This window comes from Arthrobacter sp. V1I7, assembly GCF_030817015.1.
GTDB lineage: Bacteria > Actinomycetota > Actinomycetes > Actinomycetales > Micrococcaceae > Arthrobacter.
On the sequence record NZ_JAUSYS010000001.1, the window covers coordinates 903,141 to 916,030 of the forward strand.

A 12,890-nucleotide genomic window follows, 5' to 3' on the forward strand; every position below is an offset into this window, starting at 1 on the left:
GGCCGGCCGGTCCGGATTCCGGGCCTGGTTCCTGCCCGGCGGAGCCATCGTGGCACACCGCTGCTAGACCTTCCTCAGAAGCATCCGCCGGATGGAGTGGTCTGCGTCCTTCGTGAGGACCAGCTGCGCCCGCCCCCGGGTGGGCAGGACGTTCTCCTCCAGGTTCGGCTCGTTAATGCGCTTCCAGATTTCGCGGGCAGTCAGCTCGGCCTCGGCATCGGAGAGTGTGGCGTAGCGGTGGAAATAGGACTCGGGCTGCGCAAAGGCGGTGGTTCGCAGCTTCCGGAAACGGTCCACGTACCACTCCTCGATGTAGCTCGTCTTGGCATCAACATAGATTGAAAAGTCGAAGAAGTCACTCAGGGCCAGGCCCTGCCGGCCGTCGTGCCGGGGCCGGGCCGGGGCCAGGACATTGAGTCCCTCCACGATCAGCACATCAGGGCGCCGCACCACCACTTCTTTGCCCGGCACAATGTCGTAGGTCACGTGGGAATACCACGGGGCCCGGACTTCCTCGGCGCCGCCCTTGATTTCGCTCACGAAGCGGAGCAGGCTGCGGCGGTCATAGGACTCCGGAAAGCCCTTACGTTCCAGCAGCTGACGGCGCTTGAGCTCGGCCAGCGGGTAGAGGAAGCCGTCCGTGGTGATGAGTTCCACGTTGGGGGTCCCGGGCCAGCGGCGGAGCATCTCGCGGAGCACGCGGGCGATCGTTGATTTTCCCACCGCAACCGAGCCGGCGACGCCGATCACGAACGGCGTCCGCTGGGTCTTCTCACCGAGGAAAGTGGTGGTCGCCGAATGCAGCTGGCCGGCCGCCTCCACATACAGGTGCAGGAGCCGGGACAGGGGAAGATAGACCTCGCGGACTTCCTTCATATCGAGCGGATCGCCGAGACCGCGCAGCCTGAGCACGTCCTCTTCATTAAGAGGCTGCTCCATCTGGGCGGCGAGCCGGGACCAGGTCTGCCGGTCCAGCTCCACGAACGGGGAGACGCCGTCGCCGTTCGCTTCATTGCGTTGCAAAGTCACCCTAGAGATTCTGCCCTTCGCGGGGCTAAGTGCGAAATGGAAGGGCCCGCCGTGCCCGGCCGGAAGGACGCGGGACGCCTGTCACACCGGCTCATCCCACGTCCCCGCTCCGGGAAACCAGCTAGGCTTGAGTCCATGTGTGGAATCGTTGGATATGTAGGCCACTCCGCTGGCCGGGTAAGTAATGGACACAATGCCTTGGATGTCGTCCTCGAAGGATTGCGCCGCCTGGAGTACCGGGGCTACGACTCGGCGGGGATCGCGGTCGTCGCGGACGGAACCATTTCGACTCGCAAGAAGTCGGGCAAGCTGAGCAACCTGATCGCCGAACTCGAGGCCAGTCCGCTCCCTGAATCCGTGACGGGCATCGGCCACACCCGCTGGGCAACGCACGGCGGCCCCACGGACCAGAATGCGCACCCGCACCTGGCCGACGGCGGGAAGCTGGCGCTGATCCACAACGGCATCATCGAAAACTTCGCCGAACTCAAGCTGGAGCTGCTGGGCAAGGGCGTGGAGTTCCGCTCCGAGACGGACACCGAGATTGCCGCCGCGCTGCTGGGCGACATTTACCGGAACCAGCTCAACGGTGACGTCTCCAGCGGCAGTCTCACCAAGGCCATGCAGCTTGCCTGCCAACGTCTCGAAGGCGCCTTCACCCTTTTGGCCGTGCACGCCGATCAGCCCGACGTCGTCGTGGCCGCACGCCGGAACTCACCGCTCGTGGTGGGCCTCGGCGAGGGGGAGAACTTCCTCGGCTCCGACGTCTCGGGTTTCATCGACTACACGCGCCGCGCCGTCGAGCTGGGCCAGGACCAGATCGTCACAATCACCGCCGACTCCGTGGAGATCACCGACTTCTATGGTGCTCCCGCGGAAGGCAAGGAGTACAAAGTCGACTGGGACCCGGCTTCGGCGGAAAAGGGCGGTTTTCCGTCCTTCATGGAAAAGGAAATCCACGACCAGCCTGATGCCGTCCTGCAGACCCTGCTGGGCCGCTCCGACATTCATGGCAAGCTGACGCTGGACGAGCTCCGGATTGACCCGCAGCTGCTCAAGAGCGTCGACAAGATCATCGTCCTGGCCTGTGGCACCTCCGCCTATGCCGGCCAGGTCGCGAAATACGCGATCGAGCACTGGTGCCGGATTCCCACGGAGGTGGAGCTCTCGCATGAATTCCGTTACCGGGATCCGATCGTCGATGAGAACACCCTGATCGTCTCGATTTCCCAGTCCGGCGAGACGATGGACACCTTGATGGCCGTCCGCTACGCCAAGGAACAGGGCGCCAAGACGGTCTCCATCTGCAACACCAACGGGTCCACCATCCCCCGGGAGTCCGACGCCGTGCTGTACACGCACGCCGGGCCGGAGATTGCGGTGGCCTCCACCAAGGCGTTCCTGGCGCAGATCACCGCCGCTTACCTGCTGGGCCTTTATTTGGCACAGTTGCGCGGCAACAAGTTCCAGGGCGAAATCAAGGACATCCTGGCGGACCTGGGCAAGATCCCGGCCAAGATCCAGAAAATCCTGGACAACGAAGGCCAGATAAAGGAACTCGGCGCAGCGATGGCGGACGCCAAGTCCGTGTTGTTCCTGGGACGCCACGTCGGATTCCCGGTGGCCATGGAAGGTGCGCTCAAGCTCAAGGAGCTCGCCTACATCCACGCTGAAGGCTTCGCGGCCGGTGAATTGAAGCACGGGCCGATCGCGCTGATCGAGGAGGGCCAGCCGGTCTTCGTCGTTGTCCCCTCGCCTCGCGGCCGGGACTCGCTGCATGCCAAGGTGGTCTCCAACATCCAGGAGGTCCGGGCGCGCGGCGCCAAGACGATTGTGATCGCGGAAGAGGGTGACGAATCGGTCCAGGCCTACGCCGAGCACGTCTTCTACATCCCGGAGACGCCGACGCTGCTGGCCCCGCTGCTCAGCACGGTCCCGTTGCAGATCTTCGCTCTCGCACTTGCCTCCGCCAAGGGGTACGACGTGGACCAGCCACGCAACCTGGCCAAGAGCGTGACCGTAGAATAGCCGCATGATTGTTGGGATCGGCATAGACGTCGTAGACATTGAACGGTTCGGCCGGCAACTGGAGCGCACCCCCGGGCTGCGCGACAGGTTGTTCGTCCCCGCGGAACGCGAACTGAACACGCGGTCGCTGGCCGCCCGGTTCGCCGCAAAGGAGGCCGTGGCCAAGGTCCTCGGGGCTCCGGCCGGGATGAACTGGCAGGACTGCTGGATCGGGCTGGACCAGAACGGGCCCACGATCCAGGTCAAAGGCACTGTGCTGGCCGTGGCGGAGTCGAAAGGCGTCAAGCGCTGGCACCTCTCGATGAGTCACGACGGCGGGATCGCCACCGCGACGGTTCTCGCCGAGGGCTGAGCAGGTAAGGCATTTCCACAGCGCCTGTACCGCGAACGGATTGACACCATGATCAGCGCCTACACCGGAACCCAAGTACGCCAGGCTGAAAAGCCACTCCTGGAGTCCGGTACCGGCGCTGCTCTCATGCAGCGGGCCGCCTACGGGCTGGCCAACGCCGTCGTCCGGGAGCTGCTCGGCCGGGGGCAGCGCCGCTACGGCGCGAGCGTGGCGGTCCTCGCCGGCAAGGGCAACAACGGCGGCGACGGACTGTTCGCCGCCGCGCTGCTGGCCGGCCGCGGCATGAGCACGACGGCGGTGCTCACGTCCGGAGACGCCCACACCGAAGGCCTCGCGGCCTTTGAAAAGGCCGGCGGCCGGGTAATCCGCCTGGCGGCTGAGAACGTCGCGGAAGCGTCCGCCGCGGCCCGGCGGGCCGACGTTCTCATTGATGCCGTCCTGGGAACGGGCGCCCAGGGCGGGCTGAGGGGACCCGCTGCTGCCCTGATCCGGGAGCTGGAGCTGTCCCGGCCGCGCTCCCGTTCCCCTTTGGTGGTGGCCTGTGACATTCCCAGCGGCGTCGACGCCGACACCGGGGAGGCCCAGGCCCCGGTCCTGACAGCCGATCTGACGGTGACCTTCGGAGCCGCCAAAACCGGACTGCTGACCGACCCCGGCGCGAATTTTTCCGGGCGCGTCCAGCTGGTCCCGATCGGGATCGAAACCCACCTGCCGGCACCGGACCTGCGCCGGCTGGAAGCCGAAGACCTGGCCGGGCTGCTGTCCCGTCCCGAACGGCGCTCCCACAAGTATTCCCGCGGGGTCCTCGGCGTCGTGGCCGGCTCGGATCGCTACCCCGGCGCCGCGGTGCTGGCCTGCCAGGGCGCCCTCGCCTCCGGCGTCGGCATGGTGCGGTACTTGGGTCCGCCCGGCGTCGCCGACCTGGTCCTCCGGGCCTGCCCGGAGGTGGTCTGCGCCCCGGAGGGCCCGGCCGACACCCATGTCCAGGCCTGGCTGCTGGGTCCCGGCCTCGACGACGGCGCCTCCGCACAGCTTGAGCGGGTCCGCGAGGCCGCCGCCACCGGGCTGCCCACCGTGGCGGACGCCGGCGCCTTGCCCGCCCTGCCGCGTGAGCTCTCGGAGCGGACGGTCCTGACCCCGCACGCCGGGGAACTGGCTGCCCTGCTGGCGCGGTATGGGGACGACTCCGGCCGTGACGGAGTGCGGGATGCGCCCCTCGCCGCGGCACGCCGGGCAGCCAGGCTGACCGGCGCCACCGTGTTGCTCAAGGGCGCCACTACGCTCGTCGCGGCGCCGGCCGGAGCGGTCTTCAGCCAGGCGGAGGCCACGCCGTGGATGGCGACGGCCGGCAGCGGGGACGTCCTCGCCGGGGTGCTCGGCTCGCTGCTGGCCCAGCTGGGCGGCCAGGACGAGGCGTTCGCCGCGCGGGGAATCACGGCCGGGGACCGCTGGGCGGGGATGGCAGCGATGGCCGCAAGCCTGCACGGACGGGCCGGAGGGCGCGCTTCCGCGGGGGGACCCGTGACAGCCAGCGCCATCGCGCAGGCACTCCCGGCGGTGCTGCGGGATTTGTAACGAAGTCCACAAAAACGCACCGACGGGATTGATAACCCTACTTACCAGTAGTCTGTCTAGAGATTGTCCGCAACGCACGAGGAGATCACATGGAAGTCTGGCCCGGAACGGCTTATCCGCTGGGAGCCACCTTTGACGGCACCGGCACCAACTTTGCCTTGTTCAGTGAACGCGCTGAAAGGGTGGAGCTGTGCCTCCTGTCTGACGACCTGACGGAGACCCGGATTGAGCTGACCGAGGTGGACGGCTACGTCTGGCACTGCTACCTGCCCCAGATCCAGCCCGGACAGAAGTACGGTTACCGCGTCCACGGCCCATACGACCCGGAGCACGGGAACCGCTTCAACCCCAATAAGCTGCTGATGGATCCCTACGCCAAGGCCGTCCAAGGCCAGATTGACTGGGATCCGGCGCTCTTCTCCTACGAGTTCGGCGACCCCGGCTCCCGCAACGACAGCGACTCTGCGCCGCACACCATGCATGGCGTGGTCATCAACCCGTTCTTCGAGTGGGACGGGGACCGCCAGCTGCGCATTCCGTACCACGAGTCGGTCATTTACGAGGCGCACGTCAAGGGCCTGACGAAGCTGCATCCCGAGATCCCCGAGGAGCAGCGCGGCACCTATGCGGGCGTGGCGCACCCCGCCGTGATCGAGCACCTCCAGAAGCTTGGCATCACCGCGATCGAGCTCATGCCCGTCCACCAGTTCGTCAATGACGGCACCCTCCAGGAGAAGGGCCTCAATAATTACTGGGGCTACAACACCATTGGCTTCTTTGCCCCGCAGAACACCTACAGCTCCTCCGGGGACGTCGGGCACCAGGTGCAGGAATTCAAGGCAATGGTCCGCGACCTGCACAAGGCCGGCATCGAAGTGATCCTCGACGTGGTGTACAACCACACCGCGGAGGGAAACCACCTCGGTCCCACCCTGTCCTTCAAGGGCATCGACAACGCCGCCTACTACCGCCTGGTCGACGACGACCAGAAGCACTACATGGATTACACCGGCACCGGCAACTCGCTGAACGTCCGGCACCCGCACTCCCTGCAGCTGCTCATGGATTCCCTGCGCTACTGGGTGACGGAGATGCACGTTGACGGCTTCCGCTTTGACCTCGCATCGACGCTGGCCCGGGAATTCTACGATGTGGACAAGCTGTCCACCTTCTTCGAACTCATCCAGCAGGATCCCATCGTTTCCCAGGTCAAGCTGATCGCCGAGCCGTGGGACGTCGGTCCCGGCGGCTACCAGGTGGGCAACTTCCCGCCGCAATGGACCGAATGGAACGGTAAGTACCGCGACACGGTCCGCGACTTCTGGCGCGGCGAACCCTCGACCCTGGGCGAGTTCGCCCTCCGCCTGACCGGCTCGGCGGACCTCTACGAGAGCTCGGCCCGCCGTCCCGTCGCTTCCATCAACTTCGTCACGGCGCACGACGGCTTCACCATGCGCGACCTCGTGTCCTATAACGAGAAGCACAACGAGGCCAACGGCGAAGGCAACAACGACGGCGAATCGCACAACCGGTCCTGGAACTGCGGCGCAGAGGGGGACACCGACGACGAAAAGGTGTTGACCCTGCGCGCCCGCCAACAGCGCAACTTCATCGCCACCCTGCTGCTCTCGCAGGGCGTTCCGATGCTGCTGCACGGTGACGAGCTGGGCCGCACCCAGCAGGGCAACAACAACACTTATGCGCAGGACTCCGAGCTGAGCTGGATTCATTGGGAGGCCATGGACCAGCCGCTGGTGGAGTTCACGGCGTTTGTCAACAAGATCCGCCGTGACCACCCCACCTTCCGCCGCAGCCGCTTCTTCGACGGGCGCCCGGTGCGACGCGGCGAGGGAGAGAAGCTCCCGGACATCGTCTGGCTGAACACCGACGGCAAGGAAATGCTCCCCGAGGACTGGGACAGCAGCTTCGGCCGGAGCATCGGCGTCTTCTACAACGGCCACGGTATCCAGGAACAGGACTTCCGCGGGCGCCGGATCACCGATGACAGCTTCCTGGTGGCCTTCAGCGCCCACGACGACAACGTGGACTTCCGGCTGCCGACCGAGGAATACTCCCCGTTCTGGGACGTGCTGGTGGATACCGCCGATAAGGCCGACAAAGACCAGCCGCTCAAGGCCGGAGCCGTGCTGACGCTGGCAGCCAAATCCCTCGTAGTCCTCCGCGCCTACTCCGGCCCTGAGGTGGAAGTGGACTACTCCGCGGCCGCCTCCCTGGCCGCCATGGCCGAGCATGAGGACGAGGATCAGGAGGCCGCGGAGGCTGCGGCAGTAACTCCTCCGGAGGCGCCCATAACCCCGGCCCCGGAAACCCGCGCTGTGGAGGCAGACACGGCCCCGGAATCCCCGGACCCGGAAGCCCCGGTTGCGGAGGCCGACGCGGCCCCGGAAACCCCCGTTGTGGAGGCAGACGCGGCCCCGGAATCCCCCGTTGTGGAGGCCGACGCGGCCCCGGAAACCCCGGCCCTGGAGGAGCCTTCACAGGGTTCCGCCGCCGATTCCGCCAAGGACTCTGCGAAGGGCTCAGCAGAGGGTCCGTCGAAGGGATCCGCCTCGAAAAAGACGGAGGCCAAGAAGCCCAAGACCCCGAAGGGACCGGCGAAATGAGGACGCCTGCGTCGACCTACCGGCTGCAGATCCGATCCGGCTTCACACTCCAGGACGCCGCCGAGGTGGTGCCGTACCTGAAGTCGCTCGGCGTGGACTGGATCTACCTTTCGCCGATCCTGACGGCGGAAAAGGGCTCGGACCACGGCTACGACGTCACCAATCCCGCCGCCGTCGACCCTGACCGCGGTGGCCTCGAGGGGCTCATCGCAGCCTCCCGCGCTGCCCGCTCCGCCGGCATGGGCGTGCTCGTCGACATCGTGCCAAACCACGTCGGCGTGGCAACCCCGGCCCAGAACCCCTGGTGGTGGTCGCTCCTGAAGGAGGGACAGCAGTCCCGCTACGCCCCGGCGTTCGACGTCGACTGGGACTTCGGCGGTGGCCGCATCCGGATTCCCGTTCTTGGCGAGGATTCTGACCTTGACGCCCTTGAGATCCGGGACGGGGAGTTGCGGTACTATGACCACCGCTTCCCGCTTGCCGAAGGCAGCTACGCCGAAGGCGATGACCCCCGCCAGGTCCACGACCGGCAGCATTATGAGCTGATCGGCTGGCGCCGGGCGGACAACGAACTCAACTACCGCCGGTTTTTCGCGGTCAACAGCCTGGCCGGCATCCGGGTCGAGATCCCGGAGGTCTTCGACGAGGCGCACGAGGAGATTGTGCGCTGGTTCCGCGAGGGGCTCGTGGACGGGCTGCGGATCGACCACCCGGACGGTCTCGCCGATCCGGAAGGCTACCTGCGCCGGCTGCGTGAAGTCACCGGCGGCAGCTACCTGCTGATTGAGAAGATCCTCGAGCCCGGGGAGACGCTCCCGCCCAGCTTTGAGTGCGAGGGCACCACCGGCTACGACGCCCTGGCGGACGTGGACCGGGTCTTCGTCGACGCCGCCGGCCAGGGTCCGCTGGATGCGCTGGACACCGGGCTGCGCGAAGGCCAGGCCGCCGACTACGAGGCCATGATCCGCGGCACCAAACGCAGGATCACGGACGGTATCCTGCACTCGGAGATGCTCCGGCTGGCCCGCCTGGTGCCTGCCGGGGCCGGCCTTCCAGTGGAAGCCTCCGCCGACGCGCTGTCCGAAATCATTGCCGCCTTCCCGGTCTACCGCAGCTATCTGCCGACCGGCGCCGATGTCCTGAAGGAAGCCGCCGAGCTTGCCGTCCGACGGCGTCCGGAACTGGACGGCGCCGTGGGCGTTCTGCTGCCGCTGCTGCTGGACGCGGAGGAGGAACTGGGACGCCGGTTCCAGCAGACCTCCGGCATGGTGATGGCCAAGGGTGTGGAAGACACCGCGTTCTTCCGCTACACGAGGCTGGGCACCCTCACCGAGGTCGGCGCGGATCCCACGGAGTTCGCCGTGGCACCGGACGAGTTCCATGTCCGAATGGCCCGCCGCCAGGCAGAGCTTCCGCTGTCCATGACCACGCTCAGCACCCACGACACGAAACGCAGCGAGGACACCCGCGCGCGGATCTCGGTGCTCGCGGAGCTGGCCGCCGAATGGAAGGCATCCCTGACCCGCCTGCAGCAGCTGGCGCCGCTGCCGGACGGACCGCTCGCCAACCTGCTGTGGCAGGCCATCGCCGGCGCGTGGCCGGCGGACCGGGACAGGCTGCGGTCCTATGCGCAGAAGGCTGCCCGCGAGGCCGGCAACTCGACCAACTGGACGGACCCGGACGCGGATTTTGAGGAAAAGCTCAGGGCCGCCGTCGACGCCGCCTTCGACAACGCCGAGGTGCGCGCCGAACTGGAGAAGCTGGTGGCGCTGCTGGAACCGTACGGTGCCGCCAATGCCCTGGGCGCCAAGCTGGTCCAGCTGACCATGCCCGGCGTCCCGGACGTTTACCAGGGCACGGAATTCTGGGACCGCTCGCTGACGGACCCCGACAACCGCAGGCCGTTCAGCTTCGACGCCCGGAAGCGGGCCCTGGCAGCGCTCGACGCCGGCGAGCAGCCGGCGTCGTTCCTGGACGAAGCGGCGAAGCTGCTGGTGACGTCGCGAGCCCTCCGCCTGCGCCGCGACCGGCCCGGGCTCTTCACCGGCTACGCGCCGGTAGCGGCCTCCGGTCCGGCGGCAGGGCACCTGCTGGCGTTCAACCGGGGCGGCAGCGCGGCGGGGGCCCTCACGCTCGCGACCCGGCTGCCGCGCGGGCTGGAGCAGAAGGGCGGCTGGCAGAACACCGCCATCAGCCTCGCCACGGCCATGACCGACGAGCTGACGGGCCGGTTCTTTGGCCCGGGCGGGGTGGAGGTGGGGCTGATCCTGGGGACCTACCCGGTCGCCCTGCTGGTACCCGCCGCCTAAGCACTCCTGAACAACCGACATGGGGAACGGAAGAAAGTCATGACCTTGCCCGCACACGGAAGCGAACGCTTCGATCTCTGGGCGCCGGAAGCGCAGGCGGTCACGCTGCTCGCTGACGGACAGCAGTACCCGATGAACCGCGCCGGCGCGGAGCGCGACGGCTGGTGGACAGCCGCCGGTGCTCCCGCCCACGGGGAGGTGGACTACGGCTACCTCCTGGACGGGGAGACCACGCCGCTGCCGGACCCGCGGTCCCGGCGGCAGCCGGAGGGCGTCCACTCGCTCTCGCGGACTTTCGACGCGGGCAGCCACGCGTGGGCGGACGGCCAGTGGAAGGGACGCGCGCTGCAGGGTGCCGTGATCTACGAGCTGCACCTGGGCACCTTCACGCCGGAGGGAACCCTGGACGCGGCCGCCGAAAAGCTGGGCTACCTGGCCGGGCTTGGCGTTGACTTCGTGGAGCTCCTGCCGGTCAACGGCTTCAACGGCACCCACAACTGGGGCTACGACGGCGTGCTCTGGTACGCGGTGCACGAGGGCTACGGTGGCCCCGCCGCATACCAGCGCTTTGTCGACGCGGCCCACGCCGCCGGACTCGGCGTCATCCAGGACGTGGTGTACAACCACCTCGGCCCGAGCGGGAACTACCTGCCGAAGTTCGGACCGTACCTCAAGGCGGGGGAGGGCAACACCTGGGGGGACTCCGTGAACCTGGACGGCCCCGGCTCCGATGACGTGCGCCGCTACATCCTGGACAACGCGGCCATGTGGCTCCGCGACTACCACGTGGACGGGCTGCGGCTCGATGCCGTGCACGCCTTCAAGGACGAGCGGGCTGTGCACCTGCTGGAGGACTTCGGTGCCCTCGCCGACGAAGTGTCCGCCGAGACCGGGCGCCCGGCCACCCTGATCGCCGAATCCGACCTCAACAATCCGCGCCTGCTCTACCCGCGGGACGTCAACGGATACGGGCTCGCCGGGCAGTGGAGCGACGACTTCCACCACGCCGTCCACGTCAACGTCAGCGGCGAGGCCACGGGATATTACGAAGACTTCGAGTCGCTGGGAGCGCTGGCCAAGGTCCTGCGCTCGGGGTTCTTCCACGATGGCAGCTACTCCACCTTCCGCGAGCGGCATCACGGCCGGCCGATCAACCCTGCGCTGGTCCACCCGGCCGCGCTCGTGGTCTGCAGCCAGAACCATGACCAGATCGGCAACCGCGCCACCGGCGACCGGCTGTCCCAGTCGCTGCCGTACGGGCAGCTGGCGCTCGCCGCCGTCGCGACCCTGACCTCACCCTTCACCCCGATGCTGTTCATGGGGGAGGAATACGGAGCCACCACGCCGTGGCAGTTCTTCACCTCCCACCCGGAGCCGGAACTCGGAAAGGCCACCGCGGAAGGCCGGATCAAGGAATTCGAGCGGATGGGCTGGGACCCTGCCGTGGTGCCGGATCCCCAGGATCCGGAAACGTTCAGGCGTTCCAAGCTCGACTGGTCCGAAGCCGCGGAAGGGGACCACGCCCGGCTGCTGGAGCTCTACCGCTCGCTGATCGCGCTGCGCCGCTCGACGCCGGAGCTCACCGGCCTCGGCTTTGAGGACACCGCCGTGGACTTCAGTGAGGCGGAAGGCTGGCTCGTGCTGCGGCGCGGCCGGGTCCGGGTGGCGATGAACTTCTCGGCACAACCGCGGCGCGTTTCCGTCCGCGGCGCCTCCCTGCTGCTGGCAACGGACGACGCCGCGGTGCTCGACGCCGCCGTGCTCGACGCCGCTGCCGGCGGCCATCTCGATCTTCCCGGCCACAGTGCCGCCATCATTTCCGAATAGACAGGACCCACGCATGACTTATGTTGCCGCTGAGAACCGATACGACTCCATGCCCTACCGCCGGGTGGGACGCAGCGGGCTGAAACTGCCTGCTATTTCGCTTGGCCTGTGGCACAACTTCGGGGACGACTTGCCTTTCGCGACCCAGCGCGCCATCCTGCGCCGGGCCTTCGACCTGGGCGTCACCCACTTCGACCTGGCCAACAACTACGGCCCGAAGGCCGGTTCGGCCGAAACAAACTTCGGCCGCCACCTCCGCGACGACTTCGCCCCGTACCGGGACGAACTCATCATCTCGACCAAGGCCGGCTACCACATGTGGCCGGGCCCGTACGGGGAGTGGGGGTCCCGCAAATACCTGCTCGCCAGCCTGGACCAGTCGCTGAACCGGATGGGGCTCGATTACGTGGACATCTTCTACAGCCACCGGCCGGACCCGGAGACGCCGATGGAGGAAACCATGGGCGCCCTGGACCGGGCGGTCCGTTCCGGCAAGGCCCTGTACGCAGGCATCTCCTCCTACACGCCGGAGCAGACCCTGGAGGCGGCCCGGATCCTGAAGGAACTGGGCACCCCGCTGCTGATCCACCAGCCCAGCTACTCCCTGCTGAACCGCTGGACCGAAAACGGCAGCCCCAACCTGTACGAGGTGCTGGACCAGGTGGGCGCCGGGTCCATCGGCTTCTCCCCGCTGGCACAGGGCATGCTCACCGACCGTTACCTCAACGGCATCCCGGCCGATTCCCGCGCCGCGCAGGAGAAGTCCCTGGACGGGAACAGCATCACCGAGGACAAGCTGGAGCGCGTGCGCGGACTGCAGCAGATTGCGGAGAGCCGGAGGCAGTCGCTGGCGCAGATGGCCATCGCCTGGATCCTCCGGGACCAAAGCAAGGGCTCGCCGGTCACGTCCGCCCTCGTCGGGGCGTCCAGCGTGGAGCAGCTCGAGGACACGCTCGCCGCAATCAACAGGCTCGACTTCTCGGCCGAGGAACTCGCGGCGATCGACCGGTTCGCCGTCGAGTCAGAGATCAATCTCTGGGCGCAGAAGTAACGGGCTGCCCCGGGTAACAGAAATACCGGGGCCCGGGGGAACAACCACGGCCCCGGTACCGTTGACTACAATGCTAAGGGGCGCCGTATGGCGCC

At 67.4% G+C, this 12,890-nt stretch carries 8 protein-coding genes; 7 read left to right on the plus strand and 1 reads right to left on the minus strand.

What is annotated here, in order from left to right:
* Nucleotides 1-63: 63 nt before the first annotated feature.
* Nucleotides 64-1,029: a type I pantothenate kinase gene (gene coaA, locus QFZ69_RS04390; RefSeq protein WP_306915838.1), complete on the minus strand. Its 966-nt coding sequence runs from the start codon at nt 1,027-1,029 to the stop codon at nt 64-66.
* 135 nt (nt 1,030-1,164) lie between these two features.
* Here coaA and glmS point away from each other — a divergent pair, with 135 nt between their 5' ends.
* The 7 genes from glmS (at nt 1,165) to mgrA (ending at nt 12,795) form a co-directional block, all read left to right on the plus strand.
* Entirely contained in the window at nt 1,165-3,057 is a 1,893-nt protein-coding gene (glmS, locus tag QFZ69_RS04395; protein WP_306915840.1) for a glutamine--fructose-6-phosphate transaminase (isomerizing), read from the plus strand.
* A 4-nt stretch (nt 3,058-3,061) separates the two neighbouring features.
* A complete protein-coding gene (locus QFZ69_RS04400) occupies nt 3,062-3,409 on the plus strand; it encodes a holo-ACP synthase (protein ID WP_306915841.1) in 348 nt (115 codons plus the stop codon).
* Between the two features lie 48 nt (nt 3,410-3,457).
* On the plus strand, nt 3,458-4,984 hold the full coding sequence (locus QFZ69_RS04405; RefSeq protein ID WP_306915843.1) for an NAD(P)H-hydrate epimerase: 1,527 nt from the start codon (nt 3,458-3,460) through the stop codon (nt 4,982-4,984).
* Nucleotides 4,985-5,073: 89 nt separating this feature from the next.
* Entirely contained in the window at nt 5,074-7,608 is a 2,535-nt protein-coding gene (gene glgX, locus QFZ69_RS04410) for a glycogen debranching protein GlgX (RefSeq protein WP_306915844.1), read from the plus strand.
* Nucleotides 7,605-9,917 (plus strand): malto-oligosyltrehalose synthase, encoded by a 2,313-nt coding sequence (treY, locus tag QFZ69_RS04415; protein ID WP_306915846.1) that lies wholly within the window; start codon nt 7,605-7,607, stop codon nt 9,915-9,917. The genes glgX and treY overlap by 4 nt, the downstream gene beginning before the upstream one ends.
* Before the next feature lie 39 nt (nt 9,918-9,956).
* Nucleotides 9,957-11,744, plus strand: a complete 1,788-nt coding sequence (gene treZ / locus QFZ69_RS04420) for a malto-oligosyltrehalose trehalohydrolase (RefSeq protein WP_306915848.1) — start codon at nt 9,957-9,959, stop codon at nt 11,742-11,744.
* A 13-nt stretch (nt 11,745-11,757) separates the two neighbouring features.
* The gene (mgrA, locus tag QFZ69_RS04425; RefSeq protein WP_306915849.1) at nt 11,758-12,795 is read left to right on the plus strand and encodes an L-glyceraldehyde 3-phosphate reductase; all 1,038 of its coding nucleotides are present in this window, start codon (nt 11,758-11,760) and stop codon (nt 12,793-12,795) included.
* The last annotated feature ends 95 nt before the right edge of the window (nt 12,796-12,890 follow it).